At 64.9% G+C, this 18450-nt stretch carries 13 protein-coding genes; 11 read left to right on the forward strand and 2 right to left on the reverse strand.

What is annotated here, in order from left to right:
• Nucleotides 1–44: 44 nt before the first annotated feature.
• The gene (locus AB7535_RS02680; RefSeq protein WP_354078963.1) at nucleotides 45–686 is read right to left on the reverse strand and encodes an OmpA family protein; all 642 of its coding nucleotides are present in this window, start codon (nucleotides 684–686) and stop codon (nucleotides 45–47) included.
• Nucleotides 687–1147: 461 nt separating this feature from the next.
• Here AB7535_RS02680 and AB7535_RS02685 point away from each other — a divergent pair, with 461 nt between their 5' ends.
• The 3 genes from AB7535_RS02685 to AB7535_RS02695 all read left to right on the forward strand — a co-directional run bounded on the left by AB7535_RS02685 (nucleotide 1148) and on the right by AB7535_RS02695 (nucleotide 4444).
• Entirely contained in the window at nucleotides 1148–2560 is a 1413-nt protein-coding gene (locus AB7535_RS02685; RefSeq protein ID WP_085399127.1) for a caspase family protein, read from the forward strand.
• A 251-nt stretch (nucleotides 2561–2811) separates the two neighbouring features.
• Entirely contained in the window at nucleotides 2812–3057 is a 246-nt protein-coding gene (locus AB7535_RS02690; protein WP_085399108.1) for a hypothetical protein, read from the forward strand.
• 223 nt (nucleotides 3058–3280) lie between these two features.
• On the forward strand, nucleotides 3281–4444 hold the full coding sequence (locus tag AB7535_RS02695) for a winged helix-turn-helix domain-containing protein (RefSeq protein WP_085399107.1): 1164 nt from the start codon (nucleotides 3281–3283) through the stop codon (nucleotides 4442–4444).
• A 124-nt stretch (nucleotides 4445–4568) separates the two neighbouring features.
• Here the strand turns inward: AB7535_RS02695 and AB7535_RS02700 are convergent, their stop codons facing one another.
• On the reverse strand, nucleotides 4569–4997 hold the full coding sequence (locus AB7535_RS02700) for a ribosomal maturation YjgA family protein (protein WP_085399106.1): 429 nt from the start codon (nucleotides 4995–4997) through the stop codon (nucleotides 4569–4571).
• Between the two features lie 80 nt (nucleotides 4998–5077).
• Here AB7535_RS02700 and AB7535_RS02705 point away from each other — a divergent pair, with 80 nt between their 5' ends.
• From AB7535_RS02705 to AB7535_RS02740, 8 genes are all read left to right on the forward strand, one after another.
• On the forward strand, nucleotides 5078–6409 hold the full coding sequence (locus AB7535_RS02705) for an MFS transporter (RefSeq protein ID WP_085399105.1): 1332 nt from the start codon (nucleotides 5078–5080) through the stop codon (nucleotides 6407–6409).
• Nucleotides 6410–6751: 342 nt separating this feature from the next.
• Nucleotides 6752–7858: an efflux RND transporter periplasmic adaptor subunit gene (locus tag AB7535_RS02710; protein ID WP_028148596.1), complete on the forward strand. Its 1107-nt coding sequence runs from the start codon at nucleotides 6752–6754 to the stop codon at nucleotides 7856–7858.
• 176 nt (nucleotides 7859–8034) lie between these two features.
• Nucleotides 8035–11172 carry an efflux RND transporter permease subunit gene (locus AB7535_RS02715; protein WP_085399104.1) on the forward strand — a complete coding sequence of 1046 codons (3138 nt, stop codon included), beginning with the start codon at nucleotides 8035–8037 and terminating at the stop codon, nucleotides 11170–11172.
• 33 nt (nucleotides 11173–11205) lie between these two features.
• Nucleotides 11206–11805, forward strand: a complete 600-nt coding sequence (locus AB7535_RS02720; protein WP_063985197.1) for a TetR/AcrR family transcriptional regulator — start codon at nucleotides 11206–11208, stop codon at nucleotides 11803–11805.
• A gap of 62 nt (nucleotides 11806–11867) precedes the next feature.
• Nucleotides 11868–12491, forward strand: a complete 624-nt coding sequence (locus AB7535_RS02725; protein WP_028160319.1) for a flavin reductase family protein — start codon at nucleotides 11868–11870, stop codon at nucleotides 12489–12491.
• A gap of 309 nt (nucleotides 12492–12800) precedes the next feature.
• Entirely contained in the window at nucleotides 12801–15068 is a 2268-nt protein-coding gene (locus AB7535_RS02730; protein ID WP_085398539.1) for an acyl-CoA dehydrogenase, read from the forward strand.
• Nucleotides 15068–16351, forward strand: a complete 1284-nt coding sequence (locus tag AB7535_RS02735) for an acetyl-CoA C-acetyltransferase (protein ID WP_085398538.1) — start codon at nucleotides 15068–15070, stop codon at nucleotides 16349–16351. Before AB7535_RS02730 ends, AB7535_RS02735 begins: the two co-directional genes overlap by 1 nt.
• 2 nt (nucleotides 16352–16353) lie before the next feature.
• Nucleotides 16354–18450, forward strand: coding sequence for a 3-hydroxyacyl-CoA dehydrogenase NAD-binding domain-containing protein (locus tag AB7535_RS02740; protein WP_085398537.1), 2097 nt, complete (start codon nucleotides 16354–16356; stop codon nucleotides 18448–18450).

Raw genomic sequence — 18450 nt, forward strand, 5'->3', positions numbered from 1 at the left:
GGCGTGTTTCACGCGGCGATGACTTGAATTTCACTTGGACAATTTTACTTGGACGCCGTCGTCTTGGCTTCCATGTTCACGACCTGGACGCGGCGGTTGATCGGGTCGGCGCCGTTGGCGGTGTCCTTCAGCTTGGTCTTGCCATAGCCGACGGTGACGAGATCTGTGCCGTTGAGACCATAGTTCTGCACCAGGTACTTCTTGATGGTGTCGGCGCGCCGTTCGGAGAGCCCTTGATTGTACTCCTCGCCGCCGATCGCATCGGTGTGGCCGGCGACCACGAAGGTCGAGCCCTTCAGCGACGGATCGGACAGCGCCTTGCCGAGCGCCTGCACCGACGGCACCGACGTCTTGGCGATGTCGGCCGAGTTGTAGTCGAACTGGATCTCCAGATCGATCTTCGGCTTGGTCGCGGCGAGCTCGGCGATCTGCTCGCGCTCGCCCGTCGAGAGCGACCGGGTCGAGCGGTTGCGCACCGTGTTCAGGAACGTCGATTCCTTGGCCTGCACCGCCGGATCGGCCTGCGGACCGACGGACAGGCCGCGGGTCGCCGGCTTGGGCTTCAGCGCATCCAGAATCTGGTTGGCGGAGACGTTATCGCCGGCGAAAGCCAGGCCCGCCGTCATCGACAGCGCGGCCGTGAGGGTAATCGCCTTCAGTCCAAAAAACTTATCAAAACGGGTCATTGTCGAATCCTCGCTGTTACGCCTGATGGCGATTTGATGTTGCGAGCGTAGGGAAGGTTCAACAGCCTCGATGTGATGCGGGTCACATTCCAGACGACCGAAATGACCCGTGCATCCTCGCGCCGGCGCCGATCGGAATCCATGGCATGTCGGGCCAGCGGCGGTGCCCTGCCACCGGGAAGAAGCGCCGTCTCATTCGGCATCGACAGCTGAACCGGCTGGACTCGCAGCCCGCGCAGGTACAATCTTTTGGCCATTGTTCGTCACCAGCCGTATTGCCCGCTGCGTCAGCAGCCCAAAAAGCGACCGTCGCAGCGACTCTCAGCTCGGTTCGAGCAGCAGAAATCCCCGAGTGATCCAGATCACAGTGCGTCGTTGTGAATTGGATCAGATTGCTCTCATCGGATCGGCTCAGGTCGAACCGAGAGCAGCGAGGAAGTTTGGATCAGGGGAGAATGATCATGCGCTTCTTGATCGCAGCAATTTCAATCGCAGTATTTCTCGTCAGCGGCAACGCGGCCTTCGCGGACAAGCGCGTCGCCTTCGTGGTCGGCAACGCCGCCTACAAGAACGTCCCGCAGCTTCCCAACCCCGCGATCGACTCCAAGGCGATGGCCAGGGTGCTGCGCAATGTCGGCTTCGACGTCGTCGAGGGCGCCAACCTCACCCGCGATGCCATGACCGCGAAGCTGCTGGAGTTCGGCAAGAAGAGCGAAGGCGCCGACGTCGCGGTGTTCTTCTATGCCGGCCACGGGATTGCCGTGAACGGCGTCAACTACCTGTTGCCGGTCGACGCCGACCTGAAATCCGAGATGGACGTCAAGCTGGGCGCGGCGATCAATGTCGACCTCACGCTCGATCAGACCATGTCGGACGCGAAGGTGAAGCTCGTGTTCCTGGACGCCTGCCGCGACAATCCGTTCGCGGCAAAGATCCGCTCGGCCAAGGCCACCCGCTCCGTCAACGTCCAGACCGGTCTTGCCGAGATGAAGTCGGGCGAGGGCACGCTGATTGCCTTTGCCACCGGCCCCGGCCAGACCGCGCTCGACGGCGAGGCCGGCACCAACAGCCCGTTCACCCGCGCGCTCGTCGCCAACATTGCCCAGCCCGGGATCGAGATCCAGCAGGCGATGACCAAGGTCCGTGCCCAGGTCAGTGACGAGACCAGCAAGGGGCAATTGCCCTGGGGGCACACCAACCTCACGGGCAACGTCTATCTCAATCCGGTTGGTGTGCCGGCCGCGGCCACGACCGATCCGTCGAACGCACCGGTGTCGGCCGCGAGCAAGCAAGGCTCCGACGTCGAGCTCGAGTTCTGGCGCTCGATCAGGGACTCCAACAAGGTCGAGGAACTCAACGCCTATCTCACCAGCTATCCCAACGGCACGTTCAAATCGATCGCACTCGCCCGCATCGCGGCGTTGCAGGATGGTCCATCCATCACCACCCGCAATCTCTCGGCCGGGATCGATCCCGCGACCTTTACGGAAGAAGCCAACCAGGTGTCTGAAGACCAGATCGGTCTGGACAAGAACCAGCGCCGCGACGTGCAGCGCCGCCTCACCGGGCTCGGCTTCGACGTCAAGGCGACGGGCAAGTTCGACGATGAGACCCGTTCCGTGATGAGGCGGTGGCAGGCTGCCCGTGGCTATCCTGCGACTGGTTATCTCAACAAGCTCCAGCACAAGGCCCTGCTGTCGGAGATTGTCTCGACCCGCGCGGCCTCCTCCGAGCAGGCAGACGACGAGCCCGCGCGTCGCCGGTCCTCCGGCGGTGGCGGCCGGCGCCATTACGGCGGTGGCGGTGCCGGTCCGCCAGGCGGCCCCGGCGGTCTGTTCGGCGGTATGATGGGCGGGTTGTTCGGCCGCCGCTGAGCCGGCAGGCAAGCAACAGGCGGCCCGGTTCGGGCCGCCAATTTGTTCCGGAAACCCTTGCTCACCGATCGTCGCAAAGCCGTCGCGTGATGGCCCGCGTGCGAACAAGAATTCGGCCAGTTGGGCGCCTAGCAGGACTCCGCGTCCAACAACCGCCGAGGAAGGGAGCCGAGTTCAGTCCAGTGCCCAGGCCGAGTGATTACCAGTTCTATCGTGGCGGGCCGCAGGATCGGACAGTCTTTCTGAGCTCAATGCCCATCTATGTCGGTGCGGCGATGATCGCGGTGGCGATCCTGCTGTCCACGCTGATCACCGGGCTGAGCAGCCGTTATGTCGGCCTCGACGGTCCGAACGACGAGAACATGTGGCTGGTCGACCGCCTCACCGGCAGCGTCTATCGCTGCCAGGCGGAGGGGCGTGGCAAAGCGTCCTGCGAGCCCGATGTCGCCACAGGCAGCGTCGGTGACCGGCCCAAGGTGCAAAAGAACGGCAATTGAGGCCTTGCACCCTCGCAGCGCAGCCATGGCCAACACCGATATCAGCAACGGCAAGATGAAGAGCGCTTGCACGCATTACATGAAGGCGCAGAAGGCCATGTCGATGAAGTGAGGCGCGCACGGTTCGGCCGCGCTGTCAGCAGTTGGCAGCGCGGCTTTTTCTTGAGAAAGCTTCTTTGGCGTCTCTCTTCCTGGCGCGAATCCGGCTACATTGCCTCCTGCAATGTCACGCGCGCCCAAACCCTTTCCGATCCCCACGACACAGGCCCGGCAGATCTGGCTGCATGCCCAGCGGCTGGACGAGCGCGCGCCGTTCGGGGAGGGGGCGCGCGCGGTGGCGGATGCGATCGACCATCTCGGTTATGTGCAGATCGACACCATCAACGTCATCGAGCGCAGCCACCACCACATCCTGTTCAGCCGCATTCCGTCCTACCGGCGTGCCGATCTGCGCCAGGCCCAGAGCGTCGACAGGAGCGTGTTCGAATACTGGACCCATGCGCTGTCCTACGTGCCAGCGAACGATTTTCGCTTCTTCCTGCCGGCGATGCGCGAGCACCGGCGCGAGGGGCACAAATGGTACGCCTCGGTCAAGCCGGCCGATACGCGCAAGGTGATGCGGCTCCTGCGCGCCGGTCCGCTGACGATCCGCGACATCGAGGACGACGTGCTCACCGAGAAGGAGCATCTCTGGCAGAGCCGAAAACCCTCGAAGCGGGCTTTGCAGCTCGCCTTCTACACCGGCGTCGCGACCGTCAGCGCGCGCCAGGGTATGCTCAAGACCTACGAGCTGATGACGCGGCACTTCGGCTGGGACAAGCTGCCGAGGCCGGCGTCAGCGAGAGACATCACGGCCTATCTGCTCGACCGCGCGCTGCGGTCGCAGGGCGTGGTCAGCCTGGATTCGATCTGCCACCTCGATGCGCCGAGCAAGAAGGCGATCGCTCAGCTGGTCGCCTCGCGCGTGCGCCGCGGCGAGCTCGTGCCCGTTGCGATCGAGGGCGCCGGCAAGCAGGAGCATTGGGCCGCGCCCGCGGCGCTGGAGCCGGGTGAGGGCGCCGCGCCCGATCTCGTTCACATCCTCTCGCCGTTCGATCCCCTGATCATCCAGCGCAAGCGCACCAATCTGTTCTTCGGCTACAACCATCTGTTCGAAGCCTATGTGCCGAAGGCCAAGCGCAAGCTTGGCTATTTCGCGTTGCCCGTGCTGGTGGGCGACGAGATCGTCGCGGCGCTTGACCTCAAGACCGATAGGCAGGTGAAGAAGCTGTTGATGCAGAAATGGACCTGGGTCGGGCAGGGGAAGAAGACGGCGGGGCGCAAGGAGCTGAAGCGCGTGATCGAGGAGGAGCTCGATCGCTTTGAGCGGTTTCAATTGGCGGAGTGAAGCGCGCTCGCCACGGCTTCGGTCTCGTAGGGTGGGCAAAGCGACTTGTCCGCCGTAGCTCGAAGAGCGAAGGCGGAAGCGTGCCCACCATCGTGGTCCGCGAAGGAGAATGGTGGGCACGGCGCTAACGCGCCTTTGCCCACCCTACAAGACCATCGACCCAAACGCCAAACGCAATCCCCACCCCATACGCCACCAGATTCCACAGCGAGAAGATCCGTCCTAACAGCAGCGCGCCCGCGGTGGTGAGCCGAAACGCATCGAGCCAGGGCGCATGCACCAGCCGGGAGAACTCGACGACGATCGCGATCGCCACGGCGATGGCTGCAAGTCGGCTCCGTGACATCCCCGGCAGCAACACCCCGACCAGCAGAAACACCATCGTCGCCCATAGCAGCGAGCCGCCATACTTCACCACGAAGGCGGGAAGCCCGAGCGGAAAGCCGTACCAACGCAACGACAGCCCGCAGGCGATGACCGCAAGAGCAAGGCCGGCGCGGATCAGTGATGTCTGTAGCGGCGCAACAGGTTTATCCGGTTGCGCCCCGTGCATTGCTCGCTCCATTGACTCTTTGCCCGCGATGCTCAAAACCGCAACCAGCCCATAAGAGCAACAACCCCGGGGGGAAAGCCATGAGCCAGACCACGACCTATGCCGGTTCCGCCGGCTCAGCCAAGTCGGAAATCGAGACCTCGACGATCCGCGCCATCTCCTGGCGCCTGATTCCGTTCCTGGTGCTGGCCTACTTCTTCTCCTATCTCGACCGCGTCAATCTCGGCTTCGCCGCGCTGACCATGAACGCGGAGCTGAAGTTCACGCCGCTGATCTTCTCCTGGGGCGCGGGCATCTTCTTCATCGGCTATTTCATTTTCGAGGTGCCGAGCAATCTGGCGCTGGAGAAGTTCGGCGCGAGCCGCTGGATCGCCCGCATCATGGTGACCTGGGGCATCATCTCGGCGCTGATGGCGCTGGTCAGCGGGGTGACGAGCTTCTACGTGCTGCGCTTCCTGCTCGGCGTCGCCGAGGCCGGCTTCTTCCCCGGCATCATCCTCTATCTCACCTATTGGTACCCGGCCGAGTATCGCGCCCGCTTCCTCGCGGCCTTCGCCATCGCTGTCCCGGTCTCCACCGTGATCGGTGCGCCGGTCTCGGGCCTGCTGCTCGGGCTCGACGGTGCGATGGGGTTGAAGGGCTGGCAGTGGTTGTTCATCATCGAAGGCATCCCCTCGGTGTTGCTGGGCATCGTCACCTGGTTCTATCTCACCGACAGGCCGGAGAAGGCGGACTGGCTCTCGGCCGATCAGAAGGCCTGGCTCAAGTCCAGGCTCGATTCGGAAATCGCGGCCAAGCAGACGGTGAAGCATCTGTCGCTCGGCGAGGCGCTGTCGTCGCCGAAGGTGATCATGCTGAGCCTCGTCTATTTCGGCTTCGTCGGCGCGCTCTATGGCATGCAGTTCTGGCTGCCGCAGATCGTCAAGGCGTTCGGCCTCACCAACGCCCAGACCGGCTTTGTCACCGCGATCCCGTATCTGTTCGGCACCATCGCCATGATCCTGTGGGCGCGGCATTCCGATGCGACGCGCGAGCGCGTGATGCATGTCGGCGCGCCGCTGCTGCTCACCGCCGTCGCGCTTGCCGTCTCCTCCTATCTCACCGATCCCACCATGACGATGGTGGTGCTCACTGTGGCGGCGATCGGCGTGTTCTGCTGCTTCGGCGTGTTCTGGACCCTGCCGACCGCCTGGCTCTCCGGCACGGCGGCGGCCGGCGCCATCGCGCTGATCAACTCGATCGGCAATCTCGCCGGCTTCGGCGGGCCGTACCTGATCGGCTGGGTCAAGGAAGCCACCGGCCAGACCTCGACCGGCTTGCTGGTGCTGGCGGTCCTGCCCCTGATCGCCGGCATTTTGGTTTTTGTCGGTGGCCACGAGAGCAAGCACGAGTTCGCCGGGCAGGGGCGGTAGAGCAGCACTCACCGCTGCATAGCCCGGATGGAGCGAAGCGAAATCCGGGGCGCTCCGAGCTACAGCCTGCAGGCCCCGGATTGCGCTCCGCTCCATCCGGGCTACGGGCTCTCGTAGGGTGGGCAAAGGCGCGATTCGCGCCGTGCCCACCATTTTCCTGATTCCGGCAGGCATCGTGGGCACGCTCCGCTTTGCCCACCCTACGATCGCACCCTCCCGGCAACCGCCATCCAAATCCTTACCACCCCTTAACGATCACGCTTTCCTGATGACTGACGATTATTGACTTTTATCAGTGATTAGTCGACATTCCTCTCATTGCAGTCGCGGGAGTGTCCTCCGATGTTCGTTCGGTCAGTTTTGTCCAGCTATTCCAAGCTCTTGGCGGGTGTGTCGCTGGCCCTCATGGCCGCTGCGCTGGCCGGGTGCAATGACACCGTCGCTGAAAAGGCCGAGCCGCCGCGGCCGGTTCTGGTGGCAACAGCTCATTATGATGCCGAAACGCCCGAGCGCAGCTTCGTCGGCACCGTCAGGCCCCGGATCGAGAGCGATCTCGGTTTCCGGGTTGCCGGCAAGGTTGCCAAGCGCTTGGTCGAGGTCGGCCAGACCGTCGAAATCGGCCAGCCGCTCGCGACCCTCGATGAGGTCGATCTGAAGCTCCAGGCCGAGCAGTCCGTCGCCGAGCAGACCGCCGCGACCGGCGTGCTGGCCCAGGCCGCCGCTGCCGAGCAGCGCGCCAAGGATCTGAAGGCCAAGGGTTGGACTACGGATGCGGCGATGGATTCGAGCCGCGCCGCCGCCGACGAGGCCCGCGCGCGTCTGGACCGGGCCGTGCGCTCAGTCGAGCTGACCAAGAATTCTCTTTCCTACGCGACGCTCAACGCCGACGCCCGTGGCGTCGTCACCGCAACGCTGATCGAGCCCGGCCAGGTGGTTGCCGCAGGCCAGACTTCGATCCGTGTCGCCCGCTTTGCCGAGAAGGAAGCGGTCGTCGCGATCCCTGAGACGCTGGTCGGACGTGCCAAGTCGGGCGCCGCCAGCGTCACTCTTTGGTCGGAGCCGGACAAGAAATATGCGGCCAAGCTGCGCGAGATCGCGCCGACGGCCGATCCGTCGACGCGCACCTATCTTGCAAAGTTCTCGCTGCCCGAGGCCGACGACAAGGTTTCGCTCGGCATGACCGCGACGCTGACGCTGTCGGATGCCGCGACCGAGCGCGTCGCGCGGCTGCCGCTGTCGGCGCTGTTCAACGAAGGCGGCAAGCCCTCCTTCTATGTCGTCGACGACAATGGCGCCGTCACGCTCAAGCCGGTCGTGGTGAAGTCCTACGAGAGCAACGACGTCATCATCACCAGCGGTGTCGAAGAGGGCGCCAAGATCGTGGCGCTCGGCGTGCAGAAGCTCGATCCGAGCCAGCGGGTGCGGATCGTCTCGTCGCTGTCTTTCTAGAGTTTACGAGTCACGTCGTGTGAGGTGAGTTTCGGCCCAAGCGCAAATGCCGGGGCTGAAGCGGCGAAGCGATCCAGAACCTGCCCAGCCCCCTGGATTGCTTCGCTGCCTCGCGACGACGGTTTGAACAGAGTGGCTGTGGTTTTTTTGCAATTGGACCATCTTTGGAGAGTGCGATGAAGCGCTTCAACCTTTCGGCCTGGGCCGTCAGCCATCCGACGCTGGTCCTGTTCCTGATGATCATACTCGGCGTCGCCGGCTTCTTCTCCTATCAGAAGCTCGGGCGAGCCGAGGATCCGTTCTTCACGGTGAAGGTGGTCAACGTCTCCGTGATCTGGCCGGGCGCGACCGCGCAGGAGATGCAGACGCAGGTCGCCGATCCCATCGAGAAGAAGATCCAGGAGCTGCCTTACTTCGAGAAGGTGCAGACCTATTCCAAGCCGGCCTTCACCGCGCTCCAGGTGACCTTCCGCGATTCCACGCCGCCGAAGGACGTGCCGTATCTGTTTTATCTGCTGCGCAAGAAGCTCGCCGACGTGCAGGGCCAGTTGCCGTCGGGCATTCTGGGACCCGTCGTCAACGACGAGTTCTCCGACGTCGATTCCATCCTCTACATGATGACCGGCGACGGCGCCGACTATGCCCAGCTCAAGAAGGTCTCGGAAGGCTTCCGCCAGCGCCTGTTGAAGGTGCCGGGTGTGACCAAGGTCGACGTCTACGGCAACCAGGACGAGCGCATCTTCGTCGAATTCTCGCACGCCAAGCTCGCCACTCTCGGCATCACGCCGCAGGCGCTGTTCGATTCGCTCGCCAAGCAGAACAACGTGACTCCGGCCGGCACGGTCGAGACCTCGTCGCAGCGCGTGCCGCTGCGCGTCACCGGCGCGCTCGATGGCGCCAAGGCCGTCGCCGAGACGCCGGTCGAGAGCAACGGCCGCGTGTTCCGTTTAGGCGATATCGCCACCGTCACCCACGGCTATGTCGACCCGCCGAGCTTCATCGTGCGCCAGGAAGGCAAGGCCGCGATCGGCATCGGTGTCGTCACCGCCAAGGGCGCCAACATCCTCGATCTCGGCAAGGAGGTCGAGAAGGCCACCGCCGAGTTCATGAAGGCGGTGCCGCAGGGCATCGACGTCAAGCTCATCGCCGACCAGCCCAAGGTGGTCGAGCACGCCGTCGGCGAGTTCGTGCACTCCTTCATGGAAGCCCTCGTCATCGTGCTGTTCGTCTCGTTCCTGGCACTCGGCTGGCGCACCGGCATCGTGGTCGCGCTGTCGGTGCCGCTGGTGCTCGGTATCGTCTTCGTCGTCATGAACATGATGTCGCTCGATCTGCACCGCATCACGCTCGGTGCGCTGATCATCGCGCTCGGCCTGCTGGTGGATGACGCCATCATCGCGGTCGAGATGATGGTGGTGAAGATGGAGCAGGGCTGGGACCGTTTTCGCGCGGCCTCCTTTGCCTGGGAATCCACTGCGTTTCCGATGCTCACGGGAACGCTGGTCACGGCCGCTGGCTTCCTCCCCATCGGCTTTGCCAATTCCGCGGTCGGCGAATATGCCGGCAGCATCTTCTGGATCGTGGCGATCGCGCTGGTCGCCTCCTGGTTCGTGGCGGTGATCTTCACGCCTTATATCGGCGTCATGCTGCTGCCCAACATCAAGGTGCACCACAATCACGATCCGCACGCGGTCTACGAGACCCGCATGTACCGCGGCCTGCGCGCCATCGTGCAATGGTGCGTCAACCACCGCATCACCGTGGTGGCCGCGACCGTCGGCGTCTTCATCGCCTCGATCGTCGGCTTCGGCCATGTCCAGCAGCAGTTCTTCCCGCTGTCGGAGCGGCCCGAGCTGTTCCTCCAGCTTCGCCTGCCCGAGGGCACCGCTTTCAACGTCACCGAGAAGGCGGTGAAGAAGGCCGAGACGCTGCTCAAGGACGACAAGGACATCGAGACCTATACGTCCTATGTCGGCCAGGGCTCGCCGCGCTTCTGGCTCGGCCTCAATCCGCAGCTTCCCAACGAGGCGTTTGCCGAGATCGTCATCGTCGCCAAGGGCGTCGAGGCGCGCGAGCGCATCAAGGCCAAGATCGAGAACGCGGCTGCGGAGGGCATGCTGACAGAGGCGCGCGTGCGCGTCGACCGCTTCAACTTCGGTCCGCCGGTCGGATTCCCCGTCCAGTTCCGCGTGATCGGCCCCGACGCCAACAAGGTGCGCGAGATCGCCTATCAGGTCCGCGACGTCATGCGGCAGAACAAGAGCGTCAAGGACGTCCAGCTCGACTGGAACGAGCAGTCGCCCTACCTCAAGCTCGTCGTCGACCAGGATCGTGCCCGCGCCATGGGCCTGACGCCGCAGGACGTCTCGCAGGCGCTGTCGATGCTGATCTCGGGTGCGCAGGTTACCACCATTCGCGACGGCATCGAGAAGGTGGCCGTGGTCGCTCGTGCGGTCCCGTCCGAACGACTCGATCTCGGCGGCGTCGGCGATCTGACCATCACCTCGAAGAACGGCGTCGCCGTGCCGCTCCAGCAGATCGCCAAGATCGAGTATGCCCATGAGGAGCCGATCATGTGGCGGCGTAACCGCGACATGGCGATCACCGTGCGCTCCGACGTCGTCGACGGCGTGCAGGCGCCCGACGTCACCAGCCAGATCACGCCGAAGCTGAAGGCGATCAAGGACAATCTCGAGCCGGCCTACCGTATCGAACCGGGTGGGGCGTTCGAGGAATCCGCCAAGGGCAACGCCTCGATCTTCATCCTCTTCCCGCTGATGGTCATGGTGATGCTGACGCTGCTGATGTTCCAGCTTCAGAGCTTCTCGCGCCTGATCCTGGTGTTCCTCACCGCGCCGCTCGGCATCGTCGGTGCCTCGTTCGGCCTCAACGTCGCCAATGCCCCGTTCGGCTTTGTGGCGCTGCTCGGCCTGATCGCACTCGCCGGCATGATCATGCGCAACACGGTCATCCTGGTCGACCAGATCGAGACCGACGTTTCCCACGGCCTGACCCGCCGCGAGGCGATCGTGGAGGCAACCGTCCGCCGCGCCCGGCCGGTGGTGCTGACGGCGCTCGCCGCGATCCTGGCCATGATCCCGCTGTCGCGCTCGGCCTTCTGGGGCCCGATGGCGATCACGATCATGGGAGGCCTGTTCGTCGCGACCTTCCTGACGCTGCTGTACCTGCCGGGCCTCTACGCCCTGTGGTTCAGGAAGAGCCTGGACGAGGCGGGCACCCCCGAGCAGCCTGCCGCGCCGCAGCATGGGAGCGATGACCAGCACGCAATTCCGCTTGCTGAAGCGGCTGAATAAATGAGAAGACTGCTGATGGACGAGTCCTGACACATGACACTGGTTGCGGAACATATCGAAGGCGACACCCGGGATCGTATCCTCGAGGTGGCCGAGCGGCTGTTTCGCCAGATCGGGTACCAGAAGACCACGGTCGGGGACATCGCCAAGGAGCTCAGGATGAGCCCCGCCAATGTCTATCGCTTCTTCGAATCGAAGAAGGCGATCCACCAGTCGGTGGCGCGGGCCTTGATGGGCGAGGTCGAGATCGAAGCGCAGCGGATCGTGGCGAGGCCTGGTCCGGTGCTCCCGCGCTTCCGCGAGCTGCTCACCACCATCCACCGCATGAACACCGAGCGCTATGTCGGTGATAACAAGCTGCATGAGATGGTCGAGATCGCGATGCAGGAGGACTGGGACGTCTGCGTCGCCCATATGGAGTGCATTGCCGGCGTCATCGGCCAGGTGATCGCGCAAGGTACCGCGTCCGGCGAGTTCGAGGCGCCGGACCTGCAACTGGCCTCGATGTGCGCCTGCACCGCGATGATGCGCTTCTTCCACCCCCAGATGATCGCCCAGTGCGCTACCAAGCCGGGCCCGACCATCGACCAGATGATCGATTTCGTCATCGCCGGTCTGTCGCCGCGCCACTGACGGGCGCTGGAATTTCCCCTATAAGCAGGCCGACGTAGCCTGGATCAGGGGAAGACCTCGCCGTGACCGACAAAGACCTCTATTTCTACGAGCCCTCCAAGGGCCACGGCCTCAAGCACGATCCCTTCAACGCCATCATCGCGCCGCGGCCGATCGGCTGGATCTCCTCCCGCGACACCAAGGGCCACGTCAACCTCGCGCCCTACAGCTTCTTCAACGCCTTTTGCTACGTGCCGCCGATCATCGGGTTTTCCTCCACCAACTGGAAGGACACGGTGTCGAACATGGAGCAGACCGGCGAGTTCGTCTGGAATCTGACGACCATGGATCTCGCCAAGCACATGAACGCGACCGCCGCGCATGTCGGCCCCGAGGTCGACGAGTTCAAGCTCGCAGGGCTGACCGCCGTCCCCGGCAAGCTCGTCAACGTGCCGCGCGTGGCCGAGAGCCCGGTTGCCTTCGAGTGCAAGGTGTCCGACATCGTCCGCCTCAAGGGCGCCGATGGCAAGGAGGCCGATGCCTGGCTGACGCTGGGCGAGGTCGTCGCCGTCCATATCGACAAGGCCATGATCAAGGACGGCGTCTACCAGACCGCCGCCGCCCGCCCCATCGTCCGCGCCGGCCGTCGCGGCGACTACTTCGAGATCAAGCCGGAAAACATGTTCGAGATGGTGCGGCCGGACTGATCTGATCCGGGTTAAGCCACTCTCTCCGCATCGTCATTCCGGGGCGCGCCGTTAGGCGCGAGCCCGGAATCCATACTCCCGATGGTGGTTATGGATTCCGGGCTCGACGCTTGCGCGTCGCCCCGGAATGACGACAGGGCATTCAGCCCGATTCCCCTCCCCGGAACTGCCCCCACGCCCCGGCCGTTATGGCCCCCGGGGCGGCCGCCCGGCCGCGTCAATTCGCGTCTTTTTGCTCGCGAAGTGTTCACTTACCCCGGCCACTTTCCGCTAAAATGCCGATAACCGCGCCGATGCATGAGGTCAGCCATGAGCTTCCGCCGCGACACCATCACAAAGCCGATCTTCTCCTGGGCGCGCGGCGTGCTGCCAGCGATGTCCGACACCGAGCGCGAGGCGCTGGAGGCCGGTGACGTCTGGTGGGATGCCGATCTCTTCACCGGCAACCCGGATTGGTCGAAGCTGCTGGAGGTGCCTCAGGCGACGCTCACCCCCGAGGAGCAGGCCTTCCTCAACGGCCCGGTCGACGCGCTCTGCGCCATGCTCGACGAGTGGAAGATCTTCTGGGAATGGCGCGACCTGCCGCAGGAGGTCTGGCATTTCGTCAAGCGCGAAAAATTCTTCGGCATGATCATTCCGAAGGAGTTTGGCGGCCTCGGCTTCTCGCCGTATGCGCATTCGGAAGTGGTGCGCAAGATCTCGACCCGCTCGATTGCGGCGGCCGTCACCGTGATGGTGCCGAACTCGCTCGGGCCCGGCGAGCTTCTGATGCGCTTCGGCACGAAAGAGCAGCAGGAGCGCTGGTTGCCGCGCCTCGCCGACGGCCGCGACATTCCGTGCTTCGGCCTGACTAGCCCCGAAGCCGGCTCCGACGCCGCCTCGATGGTCGACACCGGCATCATCTGCAAGGGCGATTTCGAGGGCCGCGAGGTCATTGGCCTAAGGCTCAACTGGCACAAGCGCTACATCACGCTCGGCCCGGTCGCGACGCTGCTCGGGCTCGCCTTCAAGGCCTACGATCCTGATCATCTCGTGGGCAGCCAGGAAGAGCTTGGCATCACTGTCGCGCTGATCCCGACCAATCTGCCCGGCGTCAAGATCGGCCATCGTCATCTGCCGTCGATGCAAGTGTTCCAGAATGGCCCGAACTGGGGCCGCGACGTCTTCATCCCGCTCGACTACGTCATCGGCGGCAAGGAGAGACTCGGGCAGGGCTGGAAGATGCTGATGACGGCGCTTGCCGCCGGCCGCGGCATCTCGCTGCCGTCGCTATCGGCGGCCGGTGCCGCCTATGCCGCCCGCACCACCGGCGCGTATGCCCGCATCCGCGAGCAGTTCGGCATCTCCATCTCCAAATTCGAGGGCGTCGAGGAGCCGCTCGCGCGCATCGTCGCCACCGCCTACCAGCTCGACGCGGCACGCCGGCTGACCTGCGCGGCGCTGAATGCCGGCATCCATCCCGCCGTCATCTCCGGCATCATGAAGCTGCACGCGACCGAGCGGATGCGCACCGCGGTCGACGACGCCATGGACATCCATGGCGGCAAGGCCGTGATCGACGGTCCGCAAAACTATCTCGGCAATCTGCACCGCGCCGTGCCTGTTGGTATCACGGTCGAGGGCGCCAACATCCTGACCCGCAACCTTATCGTGTTCGGGCAGGGCGCGATCCGCGCGCATCCCTATCTGCTCGACGAGATGAACGCGCTTGCGGACACGAATCGCGAGCGCGGGCTCGCCGCGTTCGACAAAGCGTTCTGGAAACATGTCAGCCATAGCTTCCAGACGCTGTTGCGTGCGTTCGGCCGCAGCTGGAGCTTCGGCGCCTTCGCGCTTGCGCCGGATGCGGGCGATGCAACGCCATTCTACCGCCAGCTCGCGCGCTACTCTGCGGCCTTTGCGCTCTGCGCCGACATGGCGCTGCTCACGCTCGGCGGCGCGCTCAAGCGCAAGGAGATGCTGTCGGCGAGGTTCGGCGACATCCTCTCCGAGCTCTATCTGCTCTCCGCCGCGCTGAAACGCTGGCAGGACGAGGGCCGGCAGAAGGAGGATTTTGCTGCGCTGGAATGGTGCATGGCGACCGGCTTCAAGACCATCGAGAACCGGCTTGCCGAGATCCTCGCCAATCTGCCCAACCGTTTTGTCGCTGTTATCCTCAAGCTCGTGGTCCAGCCCTTCGGCGCGCGGGTGCTCGGCCCGTCTGACCGTGTCGTGCACCAATGCGCAAGTCTCGTGCTGGAGCCATCGGCCGCGCGCGAGCGTCTCACGCCGGATCTCGCCCATGTCGACGACGACGGCGGCTTTGCCCGGCTGGAGCGCGCGTTCAAGCTCGTTGCGGGCACCGATGCGATCGCCAAGCGCATGCGGGCCGCGCACATCCGCGACTGGAAGGATGGCGTCGCCAAGGGCGTGATCACGCAGGCCGAAGGCGAGCAGCTTGCGGCCGCTCATGAAGCCGTCACAAAAGTGATCGAGGTCGATGATTTTGCGCCCGAAGCGCTGTCGCCGATTTACAAGAAAACCGGAGATGTGCATCAGTTCTTCCAGGAACTCGGTGAACAGAGGGCGGCGAGCTGATGGCACGACCGGTTTTCATCGTCGACGGCAGCCGGACGCCGTTTCTCAAAGCGCGTTCGGGGCCGGGGCCGTTCACGCCGGTTGATCTCGCCGTGCAATGCGGCCGGCCGCTGCTGGCGCGTCAGCCGTTTTCACCCGATGATTTCGACCAGGTCATCCTCGGCTGCGTCAACGTGATCGCGGACGAGATGAACCCGGCCCGCGTCGCCGCGCTCCGGCTCGGCATGGGCGAGGACATGGTCGCCTTCACCGTGCAGATCAATTGCGGCTCCGGCATGCAGTCGATCGACACGGCCTACCGCTACATCCGCGAGGGTCATGCCGACATGGTCCTCGCCGGCGGCACCGAGGCGCTGAGCCACGCGCCGCTGGTCTGGCCGAACTCCGGTGTGCGCTGGTTCGCCGGCCTTGCCACCGCCAAGGGCGTGGCCGCGAAGCTCGCTGCCGCCTTCAAGCTGCGGCCGCGCTATCTCAAGCCGATCATCGGCCTCGAGCGCGGGCTCACCGATCCCATCACCGACTTGAACATGGGCCAGACCGCCGAGGTCGTCGGCCATCTCTTCGGCATCACGCGGGCACAGTCCGACGCCTATGCCGCCGAGAGTCATCGCCGGCTCGCGCATGCGCAGGCCGAAGGTTTTCTCAAGGGCGAGGTCGAGACAGCGTTCTCCCGCGACGGAAAATTCTTCGACCATGACGACGGCGTGCGGCCGGACTCGACGGCCGAGACGCTCGCAAAGCTGCGGCCGGTGTTCGAGCGCCCGTGGGGCCAGGTCACCGCCGGCAATTCGTCGCAGATCACCGACGGCGCCTCCTGGGTGATCCTCGCCTCCGACGCGGCGGTCGCAAAGCACAGACTGACGCCGAAGGCTGTCATCGTCGACAGCCACTGGGCCGCGCTCGATCCCAGCATCATGGGACTGGGACCCGTGATGTCCGCGACGCCGCTGCTTCAACGCAATGACCTCACCGTCAAGGACGTCGAGACCTGGGAGCTGAACGAGGCCTTCGCGACGCAGGTGCTCGGCTGTCTCGCCGCCTGGAACGACGACAAATTCTGTCGCGAGATCCTGGGCCTCGACGGCGCGGCCGGCGAGATCGACCGTGACAGGCTCAACGTCGATGGCGGCGCCATCTCGCTCGGCCATCCCGTCGGCACCTCCGGCAACCGCATCGTGCTGCATCTCGTCAACGCGATGAAGCGGCTCGGCACGCGCCGCGGCGTCGCGACCGAATGTATCGGCGGCGGGCTCGGCGGCGCCATGCTGATCGAGGCGGTGTGACCATGGATTCCAGGATCATGACCGCGCTCGGCGACCGCGTGCTGGAGCTTGGGCCCAGGCCCGCGACCGACAGCCCCTACAAGCACTTCAAGCTGACGCGCGATGCCGACGGCGTCGCCTGGCTGCTGTTCAACCGCGCAGATGCCAGCGCCAACACGCTGTCCGCGGACGTGATGGAGGAGTTCGATGCCGTGCTCGCGGCGATCGAGACCGAGCGTCCCGCGGGCCTCGTGATCCGCTCGGCAAAGCCGTCCGGCTTCATTGCCGGCGCCGACGTCAACGAATTCCGCGGTGCCAGCGATCCCGAGATGGTCGAGACACGCATCCGCGCGGCGCATGCCGTGGTCGATCACCTGGAAGCCTTGAGGTTGCCGACGGTCGCGGTCATCCATGGCTTCTGTCTCGGCGGCGGGCTGGAGGTCGCGCTGGCCTGCCAGTCGCGCATTGCGATCGACGGCGCGCGCTTCGGCTTCCCGGAGGTGATGCTCGGCCTGCATCCCGGCCTCGGGGGCACCGCGCGCTTCACCGCGCTGGTGAATCCGACGCAGTCGATGGCGCTGATGCTGACCGGCCGCACCATCGATGCGCGCCGCGCCAGATCGCTCGGCCTCGTCGATACCGTGACGCAGGAGCGGCACGTCCGCAACGCGGTGAAGGATGCACTGTTCGGCCGTCTGAAGCGGGCGCGTCCGGACCTTCTGACTCACGCGGCCAATTTCGGTCCCGTGCGCGGGCTGCTGGCCAGGCGCATGCGCTCGGAGGCGGCGAAGGCCGCGCCCCGCGAGCATTATCCGGCGCCTTACGCGCTGATCGATCTCTGGGAGACCCATGGCGGCAGCAAGGCCGCGATGCTGAAGGCCGAGCAAGCCTCGTTCGCCAGGCTGATGGTGACGCCGACCGCGCAGAATTTGATCCGCGTGTTCTTCCTGCGTGAGCAGATGAAGAAGACGGCCGGCGGCGGCAATTCGGTCAAACATGTTCACGTCATCGGCGCCGGCGCCATGGGCGGTGATATCGCGGCCTGGTGTGCGGGGCAGGGGCTGCGCGTCTCGCTCGCGGACATGAAGGCGGAGCCGGTCGCCGGCGCGTTGAAGCGCGCCGCTGAGCTTTACGGCAAGATCATCCGCAAGCCGACCGAGGTGCGCGACGCGCTGGATCGTCTGATCCCCGACATGGACGGCGAGGGTGTCCGCAACGCCGATCTCATCATCGAGGCGGTGCCGGAAAAGCTCGAGCTGAAGCAGAAGGTCTATGCGGGCCTCGAGCCGAAGATGAAGCCGGGCGCGATCCTTGCGACCAACACGTCGAGCATTCCGCTCCAGGATCTGCGCACCACGCTGGCGCGGCCCGATCGTCTCGTCGGCCTGCACTTCTTCAACCCGGTGTCGCGGCTGCAGCTGGTCGAAGTCGTCAGCCATGACGGCAACGACGCGCAGGTGCTGAAGGAGGCGCTCGCCTTCGTCGGCGCGATCGACCGTCTGCCGCTCTCCGTGAAGAGCTCGCCCGGGTTCCTCGTCAACCGTGCGCTGACGCCCTACATGCTGGAGGCGATGGTGATGCTGGATGAGAGGATCGACCAGCGCCTGATCGACGCGGCGGCCGAGCAGTTCGGCATGCCGATGGGGCCGATCGAGCTCGCCGACCAGGTCGGGCTCGACATCTGCCTCGACGTCGGCGACATGCTACGGACCAAGTTCGGCGATCTGCTCCCGCCGACGCCGGCCTGGCTGCGCGAGAAGGTCGCCAAGGGCGAGCTTGGCCGCAAGACGGGCAAGGGTTTTTACACCTGGAAGGACGGCAAGGCGGAGAAGGCGCCGTTGTCCGAGACCGGCCCGCGCGTCACCGACCAGATGATCGACCGCCTGGTGCTGCCGATGTCCAATGTCTGCGTCGCGGCACTCCGCGAAGGTATCGTCGACGATGCCGATGCGGTCGACGGCGCCATGATCTTCGGCACCGGATATGCACCGTTCCGCGGCGGTCCGCTGAACTACGCGCGCATGCGCGGCGTGGAAAATGTCGTATCCACCCTGCGCGCGCTGGCCGAGCGATTCGGCGGGCGCTTTGCGCCCGATCCGGGCTGGGACAATTTTAGGTGA

Origin of the sequence: Bradyrhizobium sp. 956_D2_N1_4, assembly GCF_052076025.1 — a bacterium.
Classification (GTDB): domain Bacteria; phylum Pseudomonadota; class Alphaproteobacteria; order Rhizobiales; family Xanthobacteraceae; genus Bradyrhizobium; species Bradyrhizobium barranii.

Coding starts and splice junctions, on each gene's coding strand:
- AB7535_RS02680 (WP_354078963.1), bottom strand. CDS start 686: ATGACCCGTTTTGATAAGTTTTTTGGACTGAAGGCGATTACCCTCACG.
- AB7535_RS02685 (WP_085399127.1), top strand. CDS start 1,148: ATGCGCTTCTTGATCGCAGCAATTTCAATCGCAGTATTTCTCGTCAGC.
- AB7535_RS02690 (WP_085399108.1), top strand. CDS start 2,812: ATGCCCATCTATGTCGGTGCGGCGATGATCGCGGTGGCGATCCTGCTG.
- AB7535_RS02695 (WP_085399107.1), top strand. CDS start 3,281: ATGTCACGCGCGCCCAAACCCTTTCCGATCCCCACGACACAGGCCCGG.
- AB7535_RS02700 (WP_085399106.1), bottom strand. CDS start 4,997: ATGCACGGGGCGCAACCGGATAAACCTGTTGCGCCGCTACAGACATCA.
- AB7535_RS02705 (WP_085399105.1), top strand. CDS start 5,078: ATGAGCCAGACCACGACCTATGCCGGTTCCGCCGGCTCAGCCAAGTCG.
- AB7535_RS02710 (WP_028148596.1), top strand. CDS start 6,752: ATGTTCGTTCGGTCAGTTTTGTCCAGCTATTCCAAGCTCTTGGCGGGT.
- AB7535_RS02715 (WP_085399104.1), top strand. CDS start 8,035: ATGAAGCGCTTCAACCTTTCGGCCTGGGCCGTCAGCCATCCGACGCTG.
- AB7535_RS02720 (WP_063985197.1), top strand. CDS start 11,206: ATGACACTGGTTGCGGAACATATCGAAGGCGACACCCGGGATCGTATC.
- AB7535_RS02730 (WP_085398539.1), top strand. CDS start 12,801: ATGAGCTTCCGCCGCGACACCATCACAAAGCCGATCTTCTCCTGGGCG.
- AB7535_RS02735 (WP_085398538.1), top strand. CDS start 15,068: ATGGCACGACCGGTTTTCATCGTCGACGGCAGCCGGACGCCGTTTCTC.
- AB7535_RS02740 (WP_085398537.1), top strand. CDS start 16,354: ATGGATTCCAGGATCATGACCGCGCTCGGCGACCGCGTGCTGGAGCTT.